The organism is Pseudarthrobacter niigatensis (genome assembly GCF_030812615.1).
Taxonomy (GTDB): domain Bacteria; phylum Actinomycetota; class Actinomycetes; order Actinomycetales; family Micrococcaceae; genus Arthrobacter; species Arthrobacter niigatensis.
On the sequence record NZ_JAUSTB010000003.1, the window covers coordinates 114098 to 133327 of the forward strand.

Annotated in this window: 17 protein-coding genes; 10 read left to right on the forward strand and 7 right to left on the reverse strand. The window is 66.8% G+C overall.

Annotated features, from left to right (window positions below; all coding sequences use genetic code 11):
* The first annotated feature begins 71 nt into the window (after positions 1-71).
* Complete coding sequence (cls, locus tag J2T23_RS05765) at positions 72-1547, forward strand: cardiolipin synthase (protein ID WP_370871431.1); 1476 nt, start codon at positions 72-74, stop codon at positions 1545-1547.
* Between the two features lie 26 nt (positions 1548-1573).
* On the opposite strand, the gene pabB is transcribed toward cls, so the two are convergent.
* From pabB to J2T23_RS05790, 5 genes are all read right to left on the reverse strand, one after another.
* Positions 1574-3682 carry an aminodeoxychorismate synthase component I gene (gene pabB, locus J2T23_RS05770; RefSeq protein ID WP_307357951.1) on the reverse strand — a complete coding sequence of 703 codons (2109 nt, stop codon included), beginning with the start codon at positions 3680-3682 and terminating at the stop codon, positions 1574-1576.
* Positions 3683-3715: 33 nt separating this feature from the next.
* The gene (locus tag J2T23_RS05775) at positions 3716-4267 is read right to left on the reverse strand and encodes a DUF2231 domain-containing protein (protein WP_307357953.1); all 552 of its coding nucleotides are present in this window, start codon (positions 4265-4267) and stop codon (positions 3716-3718) included.
* A gap of 74 nt (positions 4268-4341) precedes the next feature.
* Complete coding sequence (locus J2T23_RS05780; RefSeq protein ID WP_307357955.1) at positions 4342-4875, reverse strand: low molecular weight protein-tyrosine-phosphatase; 534 nt, start codon at positions 4873-4875, stop codon at positions 4342-4344.
* Between the two features lie 144 nt (positions 4876-5019).
* On the reverse strand, positions 5020-5643 hold the full coding sequence (locus J2T23_RS05785; RefSeq protein WP_307357958.1) for a LysE family transporter: 624 nt from the start codon (positions 5641-5643) through the stop codon (positions 5020-5022).
* A 71-nt stretch (positions 5644-5714) separates the two neighbouring features.
* Positions 5715-6533 (reverse strand): methyltransferase domain-containing protein, encoded by an 819-nt coding sequence (locus J2T23_RS05790; RefSeq protein ID WP_141159090.1) that lies wholly within the window; start codon positions 6531-6533, stop codon positions 5715-5717.
* A gap of 186 nt (positions 6534-6719) precedes the next feature.
* Between J2T23_RS05790 and J2T23_RS05795 the strand changes: the two genes are divergently transcribed.
* Positions 6720-8753 (forward strand): phytase, encoded by a 2034-nt coding sequence (locus J2T23_RS05795; RefSeq protein ID WP_307357960.1) that lies wholly within the window; start codon positions 6720-6722, stop codon positions 8751-8753.
* A 70-nt stretch (positions 8754-8823) separates the two neighbouring features.
* On the opposite strand, the gene J2T23_RS05800 is transcribed toward J2T23_RS05795, so the two are convergent.
* Positions 8824-9330 (reverse strand): MarR family winged helix-turn-helix transcriptional regulator, encoded by a 507-nt coding sequence (locus tag J2T23_RS05800; protein ID WP_307357963.1) that lies wholly within the window; start codon positions 9328-9330, stop codon positions 8824-8826.
* Between the two features lie 207 nt (positions 9331-9537).
* Here J2T23_RS05800 and J2T23_RS05805 point away from each other — a divergent pair, with 207 nt between their 5' ends.
* Complete coding sequence (locus J2T23_RS05805; RefSeq protein WP_141159092.1) at positions 9538-11739, forward strand: MMPL family transporter; 2202 nt, start codon at positions 9538-9540, stop codon at positions 11737-11739.
* Positions 11740-11771: 32 nt separating this feature from the next.
* Here J2T23_RS05805 and J2T23_RS05810 read toward each other — a convergent pair whose 3' ends face one another.
* Positions 11772-12701, reverse strand: a complete 930-nt coding sequence (locus J2T23_RS05810) for an NAD-dependent epimerase/dehydratase family protein (protein WP_307357966.1) — start codon at positions 12699-12701, stop codon at positions 11772-11774.
* Positions 12702-12826: 125 nt separating this feature from the next.
* Between J2T23_RS05810 and J2T23_RS05815 the strand changes: the two genes are divergently transcribed.
* The 7 genes from J2T23_RS05815 (at position 12827) to J2T23_RS05845 (ending at position 19196) form a co-directional block, all read left to right on the forward strand.
* On the forward strand, positions 12827-13579 hold the full coding sequence (locus tag J2T23_RS05815) for a TetR/AcrR family transcriptional regulator (protein ID WP_307357968.1): 753 nt from the start codon (positions 12827-12829) through the stop codon (positions 13577-13579).
* Positions 13580-13669: 90 nt separating this feature from the next.
* Positions 13670-14104 carry a hypothetical protein gene (locus J2T23_RS05820; RefSeq protein WP_307357970.1) on the forward strand — a complete coding sequence of 145 codons (435 nt, stop codon included), beginning with the start codon at positions 13670-13672 and terminating at the stop codon, positions 14102-14104.
* A gap of 235 nt (positions 14105-14339) precedes the next feature.
* Positions 14340-16208: a molecular chaperone DnaK gene (dnaK, locus tag J2T23_RS05825; RefSeq protein ID WP_141159095.1), complete on the forward strand. Its 1869-nt coding sequence runs from the start codon at positions 14340-14342 to the stop codon at positions 16206-16208.
* Between the two features lie 3 nt (positions 16209-16211).
* On the forward strand, positions 16212-16910 hold the full coding sequence (locus J2T23_RS05830) for a nucleotide exchange factor GrpE (protein ID WP_307357972.1): 699 nt from the start codon (positions 16212-16214) through the stop codon (positions 16908-16910).
* 295 nt (positions 16911-17205) lie between these two features.
* Entirely contained in the window at positions 17206-18177 is a 972-nt protein-coding gene (locus J2T23_RS05835) for a DnaJ C-terminal domain-containing protein (RefSeq protein WP_210411349.1), read from the forward strand.
* Positions 18178-18192: 15 nt separating this feature from the next.
* Positions 18193-18618, forward strand: a complete 426-nt coding sequence (locus J2T23_RS05840; RefSeq protein ID WP_307357977.1) for a heat shock protein transcriptional repressor HspR — start codon at positions 18193-18195, stop codon at positions 18616-18618.
* Between the two features lie 191 nt (positions 18619-18809).
* Entirely contained in the window at positions 18810-19196 is a 387-nt protein-coding gene (locus J2T23_RS05845) for a hypothetical protein (RefSeq protein WP_307358430.1), read from the forward strand.
* Positions 19197-19230 lie beyond the last annotated feature (34 nt).

Sequence of the window (19230 nt, forward strand, 5' to 3'; positions counted from 1 at the left end):
CGGATAAGCTGGGCAGAGTGCACCGGCCGGAAGCCGTCCTCCGGAGCCCGATCTCCCCGGGGGTTTAAGACGTGTTGTGGCCTTTTTCACTTGCCGGCACCGCTCCGACGTGGGTGGTGGTGCTCCTGGGTTTCGCCGACCTGGTGATCAGGGTGCTGGCGCTGGGTATCATCCCCGGCAACCGGCGCCCCACCACCGCCATGGCCTGGCTGCTGGGCATCTTCTTCATTCCATTCCTGGGCATCGTCCTGTTCCTGCTCTTTGGCAACTTCCGGTTGTCCAGCCGCAGGCGGGCACAGCAGCAACTGGTAAATGAACGCGTGCAGGCAGGCATCTCCGCGCTCTCGGACGCGGAAAGCGACTACCCCGGCCCGGAATGGGTGAAGTCCGCGGCTGAACTCAACCGCACCCTCGGTTCCCTGCCCATGGTGGACGGCAACTCCGTGGACCTCATCCCCGGCTACCCCGACTCCATCCTGGAAATGACCCAGGCGGTGCGGAAGGCGAAGAAGTTCGTCAACGCCGAGTTCTACATCATGAGTTCGGACCATGTCACCAATGACCTGCTGACCGCCATGGAGGAGGCCGCGGAGCGGGGCGTGGAGGTGCGGCTCCTGTTCGACCACATCGGAACCCTCCGCATCAAGGGGTACCGGAAGCTGCTCAAGCGCCTCCGCGCAGGCAAGATCCAGTGGAAGCGGATGCTGCCGCTGCTGCCCATCCACGGACAGTGGCGTCGCCCTGACCTGCGGAACCACCGCAAGATCATGGTCATCGACGGCGAGATCGCCTTCACGGGTTCGCAAAACCTGATCGAGCCCTCCTACAACAACCCGCGGCACCGCAAGGCAGGCCGCGAATGGGTGGAACTGATGGCACGCCTGCGCGGACCCATCGTGACCACCCTGAACGTCGTCTTCGCCACCGACTGGCTGAGCGAGACCGACGAGTCGCTGGAACACCAGCTGCAGCTCGCACCGAACCCGGAGCCCGGGAACGTCACAGCCCAGGTGGTGCCCAGCGGCCCCGGGTTCATCACGGAAAACAACCTGCGGCTCTTCAACACCCTGATCTACTCCGCCCAGCACCGCATCTCCATCTGCAGCCCGTACTTCGTGCCGGACGATTCCCTGCTCTACGCCATCACCACCGCCGCCCAGCGGGGCGTTGACGTGGAACTGTTCGTCTCGGAGAAGGGCGACCAGTTCCTGGTCCACCACGCCCAGCGGTCCTATTACGAGGCACTCCTCGAAGCCGGTGTGCGTATCTACCTGTACAAGGCCCCGTTCGTGCTGCACGCCAAGCACTTCACCATTGACGACGAGGTGGCCGTCCTCGGGTCCAGCAACATGGACATGCGGTCCTTCTCGCTGAACCTCGAGGTTTCCGTGATGCTCCTGGGCGAGGACATCGTGAACAAGATGCGGGCGGTGGAAGACACCTACCGGGACATCTCGCACGAGCTCAAGCTCGCGGACTGGATCAGCCGGCCGCTCGCCGCCCGGTACGTGGACAACGTGGCCCGGCTGACGGCCACGGTGCAGTAAGACGGCCGCGTATGCCTAAACCGGAGTCAGTCTCCGGGAAAGACGGAGCCAAGGGTGGACAGGACCCCATAGGCCTTGGTCCGGATTTCCTCGTATTCGTCGTCGGGCACGGAGTCCGAGGTGATGGCACCGCCGACGCCGAGAGACAGTTCAGCGGTTCCGTCACCTTCCGCGCTGACCACCAGTGTCCTGATGGCGACGGCGAGGTCGGCTGCGGCATTGAGCGAGAAGTAGCCGATGGCCCCCGAATAGAGCCCCCGGGGCCCGGCCTCCAGCTCGTCCAGGATGGCCATCGTGCTGATCTTGGGGGCTCCGGTCATGGAGCCGGCCGGGAAGCATGCAGCCACGGCCTCGGCCCGGGGCGCGCCCGGGAGGAGGCGGGCGTCGATGGTGCTGACCATCTGGTGGACCGTGGCGTAGCTTTCGATCGCGCAGAGCCTGCTCACGGTAACGGAGCCGGGCTCGGCAAAATGGCTGAGGTCGTTGCGCAGCAGGTCCACGATCATGATGTTCTCGGCCCGGTCCTTCAGTGATGCGGCCAGGTCCTCGCGCAGCAGCCGGTCCTCCTGCGGGTCGGCAGCCCGGCGGCGGGTGCCCTTGATCGGCTCGGCGCGCATGCCGCCGTCGGACGCGATCTTCAGGAACCGCTCAGGCGAGGTGCTGGCAACGGCGAGGTTCCCCAGGCGGAGATAGCTGGCGAACGGCGCCGGGTTCCGGTGGCGCAGCGCCAGATAGGTGGTCCACGGATCCAGTGAGTGTTCCGGGACCCTGGCTTCGAGCGTCGTGGTCAGGCAGACCTCATAGGTGTTGCCCTGGGCGATCTGGTGCTGGGCTGCCGTGATTTTCTCCCGGTACTCCGCACCCGTGTCCCGGCTCCGGAAAGCAGGCGGCGCGGCAAGCATGACGTCGGTGCTGCCGCCGGTTTCCGGTGCCGGGCCAAGGATGGCCGCCGGGGCGCCGCTGCCGGCGGCTTCCACTGCGGCCCTGGCCCGGGCCAGCCACTCCCCGGCGTCCGAGGCCTCCAGCGCGAGGAGCCAGGCCGCGCCCCCGGCATGGTCAAGCACGACGGCCCGGCCGGCAAAGATCAGGGCAGCGTCAGGAGTGGGGGCGGAGAGGTCGCTGCCGCCGGTTTCGCGCTTCAGCTCGTAGCCCAGGCAACCTAGCCAGCCCAGCGTGAACTCACCGGGATACCCGTCGGGCGTGCGGACGGCACGGCGCCCCCAGACGGTATCCAGCCAGCGGAAGAAGGGGCCCGGCACCTTGGCAGTTGCGGAACCGGTGCTGACCAGGCTTATCCCGGCACGGTGCGTCACGAACTGTCCGAACGTGCCGGCGTCGTCCGCCATGATGCTGAACCGGCTGCGCTCGGCGGCCGTGCGGGCCTCCGGCTCCGTGCCCTCTTCCTGCCCGGCGGCAGCCGCGGCGGCGCCGGCGTTGGAGGAATCCAGCCACACTGCATTGGGCGAAGTTCCGTACAGCGACTGGAACAGGGCCGGCGCGTCCGGGAGCGCGTCGAGGCGCTCGGCGTGGAGCCGGAGGCCGCGGCGTGCGGACAGTTCGGGGGCCAGCACGGGCGCCAGCGCCGGCAGGCAGGGGAGGAGGTGCAGCAGGTCCGTGGGGGCCGATCCGTCAGCGAGGTTCTGCACCCGGAGGTCCGCGTTCCCGGGGACGTCGTCCAGGCCCAGCCACTCTTCCTCCTGGGCGGCCCACTGGTCCCAGTAGGGCTCGTAGGTGGCGCCGTCGCGGTCCAGCGCCCGGGTGCGCCGGACGTCGTCCGGAGACTCGGCCCAAACGACGGCGTCCAGCATGGGCCGGGCAGCCTCAGCGGCGGCACCCACTCCCTCCACGATGACAATCTCGGCGGGCAGTGTGACCCGGGCTTCGCCGTCGTAATGGTTCTCCCAGTCCCAGCTGGTCCAGGTGGCCGCCTCGCCACGGCTCAAGGGGGTGAGCACCGTGGAGACATAGCGTTCCACGCCGGCAGCCAGTCCGTCCCACCCCGGGTAGATGTCTTCCAGGTGGAACAGTGAAACCTTGTGGTGGGCGCGGAGCCGTGCAGCAAGTTCGACGGCGAGGGTGGTCTTCCCTGCGCCGGAACGCCCGTCCACGGCGATGATGACGGGGGCTGGGCTCATGGACTAGAGCGTACCGTTTTCCGTTGCCCGCTTTCAGCCATGAAGTGCGCGCTGCCCGGACGCATGGCGGCCGCTGCTGAGGTGGCCGCCCAGGAACCCGCTCACCAGCAGCAGGACTGCCCCGGCCCGTGCCAGCCGGACTCCCAGCCGATGATTGCCGCGGGAGCGGGCTCGCCAGGAGGCGATGTACACGGCGGTGGCTGCAGCATTGGCGCCGGCGTGGACGATGCCCACGCGCTTCAAGGGCCGGTCCTTGCCGGACCAGGTCGCCCAGCCGGACAGGGCGGTGGGAACGGCGGCGACGACGCCGAGGGCCACCAGGCGCTGGGAGGAACGGCGGGAAGCGTCGTCATCGAAGAGGTCCAGGAACACTGCCGACCACCAGGCGCCGAAGGGGCCGTCGGTGAGGATGGTGTGAAGCGGTATGCCGGTGGTGTCACCGCGGATAAGTGACCGGATCCGGGGTTGCGACATCAGCCGGGACGCCAGTGGTTCCGCTGCGTCGACAGCGGCGTCCAATGAGGTGGCATCTTCAAGGTTGCCAAGGAGTCGGGTGTACCTGCCGGGGCTGGAAGCGGCGTGCATGAGCACAAAATACTCCTGGTGCCACCGGGCCGCACGCCTTTTTTGCGCCCGGAGCCTTCTCCTGGCGCCTGCAGCTAGTGCAGTTGGAGGCGGGTGTTCTGCAGGACCTCTGACTTGATGTGCTGGACCAGGCCCGGAAGTGCCGTGTGGATCTGGTGCCAGACGGCGTCGAAATCAGCATGCCCGCCGTACCAGGGATCTTCGATGCCTTGGTCCAGCCGGTCCCGGTCGGCCATGGCGGGATCGAAGCTGCGGAACATCCGGATTTTGTCCAGGCAATCCTGGTCCGGAGCCGCTTCGCTCAGCCAGGCATAGTGGTCGATGTCGAGCGCGAGGATCAGGTCGCGCTCGCGGAACCACGCCGGCTCCCATTCGCGGGCCACGTGCTGTTCCGAGGCCAGCTGGGTCACCGCGAGGCGGCGGGCAGCGCGGGGATCAATAGGCCGGCCGGCCTCGTACCCCGTGATGCCTGCGGAATCCACTTCAACCAGCATGTCGAGGCCCTCGCGTTCAAGTGCTGACTGGAGCATCAGCTCGGCCATCGGGGACCGGCAAATGTTGCCCGTGCAGACAGTGATGACGCGGTAGGCGCTCGACGTTGAGGTCATGGAACTAAGCATGCGCGCTCCGGCCACCTTTGGCCAGCCGCCTGTTCACAAAGTTTTACTGGGTTGTAAAGATGCATTACGAGGTATGAAAACGGGTACGGGCCCACGTTGTGTGATCGGGGGTTTCCGCTTGGGCGCTGGCCGCTAGTGGATCAGGGCCAGCAGGATGCCCACACCCACGAACAGGACACCAAACACCCTGCTGAGGACCAGCTGGCCCCGTTCGGTGCTGGTGACGCGTTGGAATGACCTGGCTGCCGCGGCAAAGAAGAACCACATCACCAGAATGTCGATGACAACAATGGTGGCGGTCAGCACGGCGTACTGCGTAAAGAGGGGTTGTTCGGGCCGGATGAACTGGGGTGTGAAGGCGAGGAAGAACACGATCGCCTTCGGGTTCAGCAGGTTGACCCAGAAGCCGCGCCGGAAGATGGACCATGCAGGTTCGCTGCGAAGGGTAGCAGCCTGCTCCTGGGCCGCGGCGGGCTTGCTGAGGAACTGGCGGACACCCAGGTAGACCAGGTAGGCCGCCCCGGCGTAGCGGATCACGTTGAAGGCAACCGGGGAGCTTGCCACCAGGACGCCGACGCCAAGCGCGACGATCAGGACATGCACCACCAGGGCCGCCTGCTGCCCCAGGATTCCCCATATGGATCGGCGGAACCCGGCGTTCAGTGAGTTGCTCATGGTGTTGATGGCCCCTGCACCCGGAGTGAAGCTGATCAGGGCGCCGGCGCCTGCCAAGGCCAGCCATAGGGAAAATTGCACTTGACAATCTTACGGTGGCAATTGGCTGCCGATTTTTTCAGTCCCTGTGACGCTGTCCGGGCAACCAGGAGTCAGGCCCGCGCGATGACTTCGCCGTTGGGGATCAGGAACCAGCCGTCGTCCGTGGATCCCCAGCGGTGCCAGCCGGCAGAGATCCGGGCAAGGCCTGCGGCGTCGGCGAATCCGTACTCCAATGCCTGCTCGGCGAAGGCCGAATGCAGCACCCGCTCGCCCCAGACGCGTGCCTGCCAGCGGCGCTGCTGCGCCGTGGCGTACAGCCAGTTGCTGCTGGTGGGCGCGACGTCGGTGAAGCCTGCGGCCTGTGCCCAGCTGACCAGCCGCCGCCCGGCGTCGGGCTCTGCTCCGTTGCGCCGTGCGATCCTCTGGTACAGGTCCATCCACTCGTCCAGCTCGGGGACGTCGGGATACCAGCTCATGCCATGGAAGTCGGCGTCGCGCACGGCAACGATGCCACCGGGCTTCGCGACGCGCCGCATTTCGCGGAGTGCCTCGACGGGGTCGGTCAGGTGCTGGAGGACCTGGTGGGCGTGGACTACGTCGAACGTTTCGTCGGCGAAGTCCAGGTCGTAGATGTTCCCTGCCACGAATTCGACGTTGGGCACTTCGCGTTCGACGGCGAGCGCCTGGGCCTGGGCGACGATGTCCGGTGAGCGGTCCAGGCCGGTGACCTTGCCGGGGCTGACCAGGGCTGCGAAGTCGCAGGTGATGGTACCCGGTCCGCAACCGACGTCGAGCAGGGTGGACCCCGGAGTCAGGTAGGGCAGGACGAAGGCCGCGGAGTTTTCGGCGGTCCTGGCGGCATGGGCACGGACCACCGATTCGTGGTGGCCGTGCGTGTAGACGTCGTCTTCAGGCTGCTGCGCACTCATAAGCAAACGCTACCCCCACCGGCGGGACAGCTGCCGGGCGCGCCCTGATCTTTGTGCGGTGTCTTTGCCGCCAGGGGCTGCCGTGGACCCCGTACCGCGCCGGCGCAGGGAGGGTTGAAAACCCCGTACCCCCGCGTGGAGCGCCGGGAATACGATGTGCGGCATCGGAGCTTTGGGAGGCCAGGGGTGAATAGCAATTCGAGATTTGCTGCCGTACTGACGGCGGCGGGAATGCTCGCCGGGCTGCTTGGCGGGCTTGGCGTCCTACCGGCCAATGCGGCGGTGGCGCAGGTGCCCGCGACGGTGGAAACCGCACCGGTGCACGGGACGGGGGACGCCGCCGACGACGCCGCCATCTGGATCCACCCCACCGATCCGGCCAGGAGCACCGTCATCGGGACTGACAAGAGTACGGACGGGCATGGGCTGGTGGTTTACGACCTTTCCGGGCGCGAGCTGTTCTACTACCCTGACGGGCGGATGAACAATGTTGATGTCCGCTACAACTTCCCGCTGGGCAGCAGCCGTGTCGGCCTGGTCGGTGCCTCGAACCGCGTGCGCAGCCTTGACTTCTACAAAGTCAATGAGTCCGACCGCTCCCTGACGAAGGTGGGCAGCTTCGCGCCGACCGCCAACATCGCCACGCCCCGCGGGTTCTCCTTCTACCACTCGCCGGACACCGGAAAGTACTACGCATACGTCACCGACGTCGGGAAGGTCGAACAGTGGGAACTTGACGGGTCCACGGGGTCAGTTACCGGAAAGCTGGTCCGCAGTTGGACGGTGAGTGGTCCAGCCCATACGGAGGGCCTGGTCGCCGACGATGAGATGAAGCGGCTTTACATCGCCCAGGAGGACATCGGCGGGATCTGGCGCATCGGCGCGGAACCCGGGGACCCGACGGCGGGGACGAGGGTTGTGAGCACCACCGAGAGCGGCGGTGACATTGTCCAGGACATCAAGGGCATCAGCATCTATTACGGGAGCGGGGGTGCAGGCTACCTGCTGGCTGCGAGCCAGGGCTCCAACCGGTTCCACGCCTACGCCCGGGACGACAACAGGCCCCTGGGAGCCTTCGCAATACCCGCCGGCAACGGGATTGACGCGGTGACCGGCATGGACGGGATAGACGTCACGAATTTCGGGGTCGGCGGCCCGTTCCCGCAGGGCTTCTTCGTTACACAGGACACCAGCAACGACACCGGCAACCAGAATTTCAAGCTCGTTCCGTGGCAGTCGATCGCGGCGGCGTACTCACCCGCCCTGCTGGTCGATCCTGCCTACGATCAACGGAAGATCGGGGCGGGAACCTCGACACCGCCCCCGCCAGGGGACACCACTCCGCCCGAAACGACCATTACCTCCGGGCCACCCGCGTCCTCGACATCGACCAGTGCTTCCTTCGCTTTCACCTCAACCGAGGCCAACTCCACGTTCCAGTGCAGCCTCGACGGTGCGGCCCGTGCCGGATGCACCTCGCCCCAGGGCTACGCCGGGCTGACGGTGGCATCCCACACGTTCAGCGTCTGGGCCACCGACCCTGCCGGTAACACCGACCCGACTCCAGCCACGCAAACCTGGAGTGTCACGTCCAGCCCGCCGGGAGGCGGAGCAGGCATCGTGCGCGAGTCCGTCAGCCAAGCCACCAACACCACGGCAGCCACCACGCTCAGGATCCCCAAACCGGCCAACGTTGCCCAGGGTGATCTGCTGGTCGGCTGCGTATCGCTCACCGGTGGCACCATCGGCGCGGCAGGTGTCCCCGCCGGGTGGACTGGACTGGCCTCCGCGACCAGCATCGCCAATCCCAAGGTCTACGGCTACTTCAAGGTCGCCACGGCGTCCGAGCCGCCGGAATATGCGTGGACCACTTCTTCGACCACGAGCGGTGGCGGCATCGCAAGGTATTCCGGCGCCCTGGGGCCCGATACTGCCGCCACGTCCGGAGCAGGCCCTGCGGCGTCGGCCGGAACCGTCCCGGCGGTGGCCACCAGCACCGCGAACGCCATGCTTGTGGGATGCATGAGCGTCAACTCGAGCTCCGTTACCCTCACATCGCCTGACGGGATGAACCAGGCGGTTGAAACCGGAGAGCGCCGCTTCGAGCTTGCCGACGGCATCCAGGTGGCGGCTGGAGCGAGCGGGGCGAAGACGTGGAAGTTCAGTGCCGCCCGCGAGTGGGCCGGTTGGCTTGCCGCGCTTCGGCCGAAAGCGCCATAGCCTCCTGGCCGGGAAGACGGGCCGCCGCTGATGCTCCTGGCGGTCCGTCTGATGTGCGCAAGGGGCCCCGTCATTCCGGGGCGGTTTCCGTCCTTGCCGCAATGGTGGCTTCGATCATGGCGGTCATGAATCGCGTGACAGTATCCAGCTCGGATTCGGAGAAGCCGGCCAGCGCGCTCCCCATGTGCTTGGCCAGCGGGGCGAAGATGGCTCCGCCCTCACGGAAAGCCTTGGGGGTCATCTTCAGCTGGACCTGCCGCCGGTCCGTGCTGTGGCGTTCGCGGACCACATGGCCGGCGCTGTCCAGGCGGTCTATGAGGGCAGTCGTGGCGGGGGAGCTCAGGTTCAGTTCTTTCCGCAGCAGCCCCGGCGTCACCACATTTCCCCGGGCCGTGTGGCGCATGATCACTGCGAGGGCGTTCATGTCCGTGCGGTGCATGTCCTTGCGGTCCCCGGCCGCATCCACGTAGCGGTTCGCTTCAAGGGTGAACTCCTGCAGGATCCGGAGCAGCGGGTGGCCGAACTCCGGCCCGGCCGGGGCGGAAGGTGATGCGCCGGGTGCCGTGTTCCCTGCCATCTCCACCTCCCGGCTGCTATGTCCCGGGCTGCGTATTTGCCCAAGCGTACTGACGGATATTACTCCAGGGCCGGTTGGGCCGTGGTGACGCTGCCGGACCCCGTCACTCAATCCGGACAAAAAAAGCTTGACTGGCACTTATCTCTGTTATGGAGATAATCTATGCTGGAACAAATACTACTCCACCTGCCCGATAAGGAAGGCACCATGAAACGCACAAAAGTTGGCAGGGAACGGGTTCCGTTCTGGCTGCGCTGGCTGGTCCCCGTTGTCCTGGTGCTGGCCTGGCTGGGGCTGGCCGGGGTCGGCGGACCCACCTTCGGCCGCCTGGACGAGGTCTCGTCCAACGACCAGGCATCCTTCCTGCCCGCCAGCGCCGAGGCAACCGAGGCGCAGGACTGGCAGGCGAAGTTCCGCGACTCGGACGAAGTGCCCGGCATCATCGTCATCGAGAAAAACGAGGCCTTCACGCCCCAGCAGCTGGGCGGCCTGGGCACACTGAAGACCGACCTCGAAAACCTCAAGCTGGGCAGCACCGTCATCGGGCCGATCCCGTCCAAGGACGCCAAGGCAGTCCAGTTCGTGGTCCCCATTGGCTCGTCCGCTGAGATCAAGGACGCCGTCAAGGAACTCCGCGCAACGGTGAAGGGCGCGGCGCCGGAGGGTACCCAGACCTTCGTGACCGGTCCCGCCGGGCTTGCGGCGGACCTCACCGCGGCGTTCGGCGGCATCGACGGGATCCTCCTGCTCGTTGCCCTGTCCGCCGTTTTCGTGATCCTCCTGGTGGTCTACCGGTCCCTGCTGCTTCCCGTCATGGTGCTGCTGACCTCGGTGTTTGCCCTGTGTGCGGCCATCCTGCTGGTGTTCGGCATGGCCAAGGCCGGCTGGATCCAGCTCAACGGCCAAAGCCAAGGCATCCTCTCCATCCTGGTGATCGGTGCCGCCACGGACTACGCCCTGCTCTTCGTGGCCCGCTTCCGCGAAGCGCTGACCCACACCACCAACCGCACGGCAGCCGTCCTTACCGCCTGGAAAGCATCCTTTGAGCCCATCCTGGCTTCCGGCGCCACCGTGATCATTGCGCTCCTGTGCCTGCTCTTCTCCGACCTGAACTCCAACAAGGCCCTGGGCCCGGTGGCCGCCGCCGGCATCCTGTGCGCCCTGTTCGCTGCCCTGACCCTGCTGCCCGCCCTGATGGCACTGTTCGGCCGGGCCGCGTTTTGGCCCTTCCGGCCCAAGCTGCTGCCTGCAGACCAGCGTGAACCCGAGCTGGTCACCGGGCTGGAAGGCCAAAAGGGGCTGTGGCGGGCCACCGGTTCGCTCGTCTCGCGGCGCCCCAGGACGGTCTGGGTTGCCTCGGTCCTCCTGCTGCTCGTGGCCGCGGGCGGCCTGTTCCAGCTGAAAGCCAACGGTGTACCGCAGACGGACGTCATCCTCACGGCCTCCAACGCGGTGGACGGCCAGGACGCGCTGGCCCGCCACTTCGATGCCGGCAGCGGCAGCCCCGCCGTCGTGGTTGCAGACCAGGGCAAGGCAGTGGAGGTGCTGGACAAGGTTAAGGCCGACGACGGCGTGGGCGAGGCCTACCTGCTGGGCCGCGGCAGCGTGCCGGTCACCGGAGCCCCGGGTGCCCCCACCACACCCGACGTCCGGGACGGGAAGGTCCTCATCAACGCCACGCTGAAGAATGCCGCGGACTCGCTGGAAGCGGAGGAGACCATCAAGGCCCTGCGCACCGAGGTGAAGGCCGTCGATCCCAGTGCCCTGGTGGGTGGCGTGACTGCCACGGCCCTCGACACCAACACCACCGCCCAGCATGACCTGGTGGTCATCATCCCGGTGGTCCTGGTGGTGATCCTCTTCATCCTGATGCTGCTCCTGCGCTCCATCGTGGCCCCGGTCCTGCTGGTGCTCTCGGTGGTGGTGTCCTACGCGGCAGCGCTGGGAGTGTCGGCCTTCGTGTTCAACAACCTCTTCGGTTTCCCGGGAGCCGACGCCACCGTCCCGCTGTTCGGCTTCGTCTTCCTGGTGGCCCTGGGCGTGGACTACAACATCTTCCTGATGAGCCGGGTCCGCGAGGAATCGCTCAAGCACGGCACCCGGCCCGGCATCCTGCGTGGCCTGGTGGTGACCGGCGGCGTCATCACCTCCGCCGGCGTGGTTCTCGCCGCCACATTCGCCGCCCTCGGTGTCATCCCCATCATGTTCCTGGTGCAGCTGGCCTTCATCGTGGCCTTCGGCGTCCTCCTGGACACCGTGCTGGTGCGCTCGCTGCTGGTGCCGGCGCTGGCCTACGACATCGGGCCGAAGATCTGGTGGCCCAGCAAGCTGGGACGCACCGACGGCGGAACTGCGGCGCGGCCGCGGCAGCCCGGCGTCGAACCGCTGGAAGAAGTGCCCAGCCACTGACCCCTACGCGCCAAGAGCGAAGCCGCGGAGCACTAACCCTGCTGCCGCCACCAGTCCACGGTGTCGGCAGCAGCCGTTTCCAGCGGCGTGGGGGCTACTTCCAGGGCCGCCTGGGACGCGGCCGAGTCCATGATGAACGGCCGCTCAAACTGGTACAGCATTTCGGCCAGCTCGCGGGCCCCGGCTGAGAACATCGCCGCAGCGCGAAGGGTCCAGGCGGGCAGGGCGCGCACCTTGGGGGCCGGCCGTCCGGCCGCAGCGGCGAAGGCGTGGGCCAGTTCCATCTGGGTAAGCGCCGGCCCCGTGGGGGCGTGCCATACGGCATTCCAGGCGGAGGGCCTGTCCGCCGCCGCGACCATTGCCGTGGCCAGATCCGGTACGTACGTGAACGAGTGAGGCTGCCGGGTACTGCCCACTACGCTGACGCTCTTTCCTGCCAGGATGGGCGCCACCATCCGTTCCCCGCCGTGCGCCATCCTGACGCGCGGACCAAAGAAGTCGCCTGCCACCACGCTCACCGTTGGTGTTGCGGCAGCCTCGCGGGCCCGGAGCAGCTCCGTCCGCACCCCGCGTTTGCCGCCCACAGCCTGGCGCGGGCTCTCCTCTTTCATCACGTTGTCCGGCTCGCTGTAGGAATAGAGGCTCTCGGGGAACACTACGACGGCGCCCGCCTCGTGCGCCGCGGTCAGGACCGCCTGCTCGGCTGCGGGAAGTTCCGCCCGCCAGGCGGCGGCGGTGTAGGCCGAACCGTGAATGCAGTGGAAGACAGCCCGGGCGCCCGCGAGGGCAGTATGCAGAACTTCCGGGTCCTTTGCATCCCCGGCAATACGCTCGATCAGGGGGTGCTGTGGTCCACTGCCCGACCGCGTGAGTACGCGCACCCGCCGTCCCAGGGCTGCCAACTGTTCGGCGACCGTCCACCCCACCGGTCCCGCTCCCGTCACTACATACACATCTGTCATGGTGGCCTCCTTGGTTCCTGTTTTGAGAGCACTGCTCTCCAAACAGGATGAGCCCGAAAGCTGACCAAGTCAAGAGCGGTGCTCTTTTTTGATTCCCGCGCTCTCGGTTGTGGCATGCTGGACCCGTGACTGAAGACGGGAAAACAACCGGCGCCGTTGCCCGGCCACTCACCCCGCGGCAGCGGGCAAGGGCGCAAACCGTGGCGGATATCATCCGCCTGGGGCGGCAGCACCTGGCAACGCATGGTGCTGCCGCGCTCTCCCTGCGCGCGGTGGCGCGGGATCTGGGGGTGGTGTCCTCCGCGGTCTACCGGTATGTGGAGAGCCGGGACGAGCTCCTGACCTTGTTGCTGATCGACGCGTTTGGTGAACTTGGGGACGAGGTGGATGCCGCCGTCGCCAAAGCGCCGGAGGATGAGCACGCGGCCCGTTTCCGGGCGCTGGGCCGGGCGGTCAGGGAGTGGGCTTTGCGGGAGCCTGCCAGCTACGCGCTCCTTTTCGGCAGCCCCGTTCCCGGCTACAGCGCCCCGGCGGAGCGAACAACGGGCCCCGGCACGAGGGTCATTGTCAGCCTCATCGGCATCCTGGACGCGGCTTCCCGGGCGGGGCGGCTGGCAGTTCCGGCCGTAGGCGCCACGCAACTGCCGCCAACCCTGGGCGGGGACCTCGCCGCCATCCGTTCCGGGTTTGGCCTGGACATTCCGGAGGAACTCGTGGCGCGGGGCGTCCTGGTGTGGAGCTCCCTCTTCGGTGCAGTCAGCTTCGAGGTTTTCAACCAGTACGGACCGGACACGTTCCATGCGCCCGCTGAGCTCTTCGACCATCACCTCGCCGTCCTGGCAGGCATCGCGGGCCTCCCTGCAGGCGCCTCCAGATAGGTGCCGGCGGAGCCCTGTTGGTGTGCGCGGGCCGTCGATAGACTGCCAGTGCGCCCGCATGGACGCGGAGCCTCGAAGGAGAGATGCACCATGACCGAGAATCCCGAAGTTGCAGCCGAAGATCCCCGCAAGGGAAGCAGTGCACCCGGACTGGAGGGTGAAGGCGGGCAGTATGTGGACGGTGACTATGGTGATGCCGGCGCCGTGGAGCGGCCGGCGGATGAACGGGACGACCAGTATCCGGAAGGCAACTACGGCGACGCCGGAACAGTTGGGGCCCCTTCGGGAGGCGCGGGGGAAGGCGGACATTATGTGGATGCCGACCACGGTGCCGCCGGCACCGGCAGCGAGCCCCGGCGGGATCTTGCCGATGGCGAATACGAGGAAGGCGACTACGGCGACGCCGGGACCACCGGAGGCGCCCGGACGGAGCGTGCTGTCCGCGAGGGCCTCACCGACGGCCAGGTCCAGGCGACCGATGAGGAGCGCGGTCCGCTGCATGGCGACCGGAATCCGGAGCGCTGAACCAGCCGGAGGGGCCGTTCTCCTACAGCGAACTGTGGTGCCGCCGTCGTAATTCGGCGCCCGGAACCCGCGGAATGGCGCGGATTTTTCGCCCGCCTATCTATTGCCGCATCCAAAGTTGAGCGTACTTAACTCAACTTTGGATTGACATCGCTGGCGCCCTGAGTAAAGTTGAGTGCAGAACGCTCAATGCTTAGGGCGCCAACCAGTTTCCAAGGAAAGAAGGAAGCAACACATGTCACGTGCAGTAGGTATCGACCTCGGAACCACCAACTCCGTCGTCTCCGTTCTCGAAGGTGGCGAGCCCACCGTTATTGCCAACGCCGAGGGTGGCCGCACCACGCCGTCGGTGGTTGCATTCTCCAAGTCCGGCGAAGTGCTGGTTGGCGAAATCGCCAAGCGGCAGGCCGTCAACAACATCGACCGCACCATCGCCTCCGTCAAGCGCCACATGGGCACCGACTGGACTGTCGCGATCGACGACAAGAAGTACACCCCGCAGGAAATCTCCGCGCGTATCCTCATGAAGCTGAAGAACGACGCCGAGTCCTACCTGGGTGAAAAGGTCACCGACGCGGTCATCACCGTCCCGGCCTACTTCAACGACGCCGAGCGCCAGGCCACCAAGGAGGCCGGCGAAATCGCAGGCCTCAACGTCCTGCGCATCGTCAACGAGCCCACCGCCGCGGCCCTCGCCTACGGCCTGGACAAGGGCAAGGAAGACGAACTCATCCTGGTCTTCGACCTCGGTGGCGGAACCTTCGACGTCTCCCTGCTGGAAGTGGGCAAGGACGAAGACAACTTCTCCACCATCCAGGTCCGCGCCACCGCGGGCGACAACCGCCTGGGCGGCGACGACTGGGACCAGCGCGTCGTCGACTACCTGCTGAACCAGCTCAAGGTGAAGGGCATCGACCTCTCCAAGGACAAGATCGCCCTGCAGCGCCTCCGCGAAGCCGCAGAGCAGGCCAAGAAGGAACTCTCTTCCTCCTCCAGCACCAACGTCTCCCTCCAGTACCTCTCCGTCACCCCCGACGGCCCGGTCCACCTGGACGAGCAGCTCACCCGGGCCAAGTTCCAGGACCTCACCAAGGACCTGCTGGAGCGCACCAAGAAGCCGTTCCACGACGTCATCAAGGAAGCCGGCATCAAGCTCTCCGACATCAACCACATCGTGCTGGTCGGCGGCTCAACCCGTATGCCTGCCGTCTCCGACCTGGTCAAGGAACTGGCCGGCGGCAAGGAGCCCAACAAGGGCGTCAACCCGGACGAGGTCGTGGCCGTCGGTGCCGCACTGCAGGCCGGCGTGCTGAAGGGTGAGCGCAAGGACGTCCTCCTGATCGACGTCACCCCGCTGTCCCTCGGCATCGAGACCAAGGGCGGCGTGATGACGCACCTGATCGAGCGCAATACCGCCATTCCCACCAAGCGGTCCGAGACCTTCACCACGGCGGATGACAACCAGCCGTCGGTGGCCATCCAGGTCTTCCAGGGCGAGCGCGAGTTCACCCGCGACAACAAGCCGCTGGGCACGTTCGAACTGACCGGTATCGCCCCTGCACCGCGCGGCGTTCCCCAGGTTGAGGTCACCTTCGACATCGACGCCAACGGCATCGTCCACGTCTCCGCGAAGGACAAGGGCACCGGCAAGGAACAGTCCATGACCATCACCGGTGGCTCCAGCCTCTCCAAGGAAGACATCGACCGCATGGTCAAGGACGCCGAGGAGCACGCAGCCGAGGACAAGGCACGCCGCGAGGCGACCGACACCCGCAACACCGCCGAGCAGCTGGCCTACTCCGTGGACAAGCTGATCGCCGACAACGCCGACAAGCTGCCCGAAGAGGTCAAGACCGAGGTCCAGGCCGACGTCGACGCCCTCAAGAAGGCCCTCGAAGGCACCGACGACGCCGCTGTGAAGTCCGCATTCGAGAAGCTGCAGGCTTCCCAGACCAAGCTGGGCGAGGCCATCTACGCCCAGGCCGGTTCGCCGGACGGCGCAGCCGCACCCGGCGCTGAGGGTGCCGCAGGAGCTTCGGCAGGTTCCTCGGACGAGGACATCGTCGACGCCGAGATCATCGACGAAGACGAAGCGAAGAAGTAACCCATGCCGCACCACGGTAACGAGGAAGAGCACAACGCATCCGCCGGCCAGCAGAACGCGCACGGCAACGGCCAGGAACCGGTCATCCGGGACAACCGCAAGGTTGATCCGGTGACCGGGCAGGCCCGGCACCCCGAGGGCGGCCACGCCGCCCCCGGGGCCGGGTCCCAGGCCGGGGCAGCGGATTCCGACGGCGACGCGCTGGCCCAGGCCGAAGAGATTCTCAACGGCGTGGACGTGCCGGCCGAGGACTCCGTGGCCCAGGGGGCTCCGGCAGCAGCCGGCACGGCCGAGGCCGCCGAACTGCGCAACGACCTGCTCCGCCTGCAGGCTGAGTACGTCAACTACCGCAAGCGCGTTGAACGCGACCGCGCCGTGGCAGGGGAGATGGCCGTCATCGGCGTCCTGAACTCCCTGCTCCCGGTCCTGGACGACGTCGACGCCGCCCGGCAGCACGGCGACCTGGCCGATGGTCCCTTCGCCGCGATCGCCACCAAGCTGGAGAACGCGCTGAAGACGTACGGCCTGGTCCGGATCAACGAGACCGGCGTGGAGTTCGATCCCACGATCCACGAGGCCCTGATCCAGCAGCCCGGCGAAGACATCGAGGTTGACACCGTCAGCCAGGTCCTCCGCTCCGGCTACAAATCAGGAGACCGCGTCCTCCGCGCCGCGCAGGTGATTGTGGCCGTTCCGGCTTAGTCGGGGTCAGCTGGTCTGGTCGCGCCGAACGGATAAGGGGCCCCGCCCCTACGCGTGGCGGCTTGGTCCTACGGACCTAAGCCGCCACGCTTCGGCAGGCCCGATGCCACTCCCGGGCCCCTTATCCGTCCGTCGCTCGGCGGTTGTGTCACCTAAGGTGAGATGACCACAAGCTCGAAGCGCAGCTGGGTAGGGGGCCGCGGCGTGGCGGGCACCGCGAAGCGGGCACGGCCCCCTACCCGGCGGAGCGTCGCCCCGCCGGGCACTTAGGTTTTGTTTAAGAAAGGAAACGCCATTGGCTAGCCAGGATTGGGTGGACAAGGACTTTTACAAGATCCTTGGTGTTGCCAAGGACGCTTCCGAAGCCGACATCAAGAAGGCCTACCGGAAGCTTGCGCGGCAGCACCACCCTGATACCAATGCCGGGAACGCTGCTTCCGAGAAGAAGTTCAAGGACATCTCCGAGGCTTATTCGGTGCTCTCGGATCCCGAAGAGCGCCAGCAGTATGACGCCATCCGGGCCATGGGCAGCGGGGCCCGGTTTGCTCCCGGTGGCGCCGGCGCCACGAACGGCGGGTTCGAGGACATGTTCGGCGGCCTCTTCACGGGCAACACCGGGCGGCACGCGGGCGGGTTCAACCCCGCAGGCGGCGGCATCCCGCCCGAATTCGCAGACCTCTTCGGCGGCTTCGGCGGTGCTCCGGGCTTCCAGCGCACGCCGCAAAAAGGTGCCGACCGTACCGCATCCACCAGCATCTCGTTCGCCGGCTCCATCCGCGGGACCACCATTGGGCTTCGCGAGCCCAGCGGCGAGGTCATCGACGTGCGTGTACCGGCCGGCATCAAGGACGGCCAGAAGGTCCGCGTCCGCGGCAAGGGCCAGCCTGGTGCTGCCGGCAACGGCGACCTGGTGGTCTCCGTCTCCGTCCAGCCCCACGCCTTCTACACGCGCGACGGCGACAACCTCCGCATCCATGTTCCCGTCACCTTCCCGGAAGCTGCTTTGGGAGCGGACATCGAAGTTCCCACCATCGACGGGGAGAAGGTAAAGGTCCGCGTTCCGGCGGGCACGCCGTCGGGCCGTACCCTGCGGGTCAAGGGCAAAGGCGTTAAGACGTCCAAGGCCACGGGCGACCTCCTGGTGACCATCGACGTCGCGGTTCCCAAGAATCTCAACAAGGATGCCGAAGCTGCGGTCAAGGCGTTCGCCGAGGCCACATCGTCGGCGGATGTCCGTGAGGGCCTGGCAGCCAAGGCCCGGCTCTAGGAGCGGGGGTGAGCCGTGGACATCAGTGCTGACCAGCCGATCTTCGTGATCTCCGTGGCGGCCGAGCTGGCGGACATGCACCCGCAGACGCTGCGGCAGTATGACCGGCTCGGCATCGTCAAGCCCAGCCGTGCCCCGGGCAAGTCCCGGCGCTACTCGCAGCGTGACGTGAACATGCTGCGCGAAGTGCAGCGCCTCTCCCACGAGGGTGTGTCGCTGGAGGGGATCAAGCGCATCCTGGAACTCGAAAACCAGGTGGCCGCGCTCCAAAGCCGGATCTCGGAACTCACCGAGGAACTCGGGCGCCGCCCGCGCGTGGTGGACTCCCGGATCTTTGCCGCCGGCGCCGCCGGTGACGTGGTGAGCCTGGCGCGCGGGCAGCGGCCACGGCCCAGGTCCCAGGCCATGGTGGTGTGGCGCCCCCGGGCCATTGGACAGTAGGGCCCGGCAGGTACCGCTTCCAGGCGTCCCGCGAAAATAGAGTACCGACTACTCGTGACGGAAAAGCCCCCCGAAACTTGAATGGAACCATCGCCGGATCAGCGGCGATGGTTCCGCAAGTTCTGGGGGTTTTCCGTGTTTAAGGTTCTCAGCAAAACTCTTCACAGCAAGGCCCGGCCGTGAGCCCGGGAATGGAAGCGGTCACTGCCTTCAGCGGCTCCATGCCGGGGCAGATCCTGTTGGCCCTCGGGCAGACCATCGTGGTGGTCTGTGTCTGCTTCGACATGGTCCGCGAGTTGTCCGTCCCGAGGTCGCACCGGCGCTTCGTGGCCAGCACTGTCTTCCGGACCCTGGCCATCCCGTCGGTCATGGCCAACGCGCTGACGGTCTTCATCGCGCTGGTGGTGTCGTCCTGGGTGGACGTGGTGATGGGCATGTTCGTGCTGATGGCCATCGTTTTCCGCTTCCACTACAACAAGGACGAGGACAACTGGTGGAAGGGGAAGGGAAAGAAGCTCGCCCGCTGGGCCCGCCGGCAGTTCGCCGGCCGGCCATCCACTGCCCCGGCCATGGGCTAGCAATCCCGGGACCGGGGCAATTTCCGGCCAGAAA

Bases quoted from the DNA above. Each gene is read 5' to 3' on its own strand.
- J2T23_RS05845 (WP_307358430.1), top strand. From the start codon at position 18,810: ATGGAAGCGGTCACTGCCTTCAGCGGCTCCATGCCGGGGCAGATCCTG.
- J2T23_RS05800 (WP_307357963.1), bottom strand. From the start codon at position 9,330: ATGGCAGGGAACACGGCACCCGGCGCATCACCTTCCGCCCCGGCCGGG.
- J2T23_RS05810 (WP_307357966.1), bottom strand. From the start codon at position 12,701: ATGACAGATGTGTATGTAGTGACGGGAGCGGGACCGGTGGGGTGGACG.
- J2T23_RS05805 (WP_141159092.1), top strand. From the start codon at position 9,538: ATGAAACGCACAAAAGTTGGCAGGGAACGGGTTCCGTTCTGGCTGCGC.
- pabB (WP_307357951.1), bottom strand. From the start codon at position 3,682: ATGAGCCCAGCCCCCGTCATCATCGCCGTGGACGGGCGTTCCGGCGCA.
- dnaK (WP_141159095.1), top strand. From the start codon at position 14,340: ATGTCACGTGCAGTAGGTATCGACCTCGGAACCACCAACTCCGTCGTC.
- J2T23_RS05790 (WP_141159090.1), bottom strand. From the start codon at position 6,533: ATGAGTGCGCAGCAGCCTGAAGACGACGTCTACACGCACGGCCACCAC.
- J2T23_RS05775 (WP_307357953.1), bottom strand. From the start codon at position 4,267: ATGCACGCCGCTTCCAGCCCCGGCAGGTACACCCGACTCCTTGGCAAC.
- J2T23_RS05780 (WP_307357955.1), bottom strand. From the start codon at position 4,875: ATGACCTCAACGTCGAGCGCCTACCGCGTCATCACTGTCTGCACGGGC.
- J2T23_RS05830 (WP_307357972.1), top strand. From the start codon at position 16,212: ATGCCGCACCACGGTAACGAGGAAGAGCACAACGCATCCGCCGGCCAG.
- J2T23_RS05820 (WP_307357970.1), top strand. From the start codon at position 13,670: ATGACCGAGAATCCCGAAGTTGCAGCCGAAGATCCCCGCAAGGGAAGC.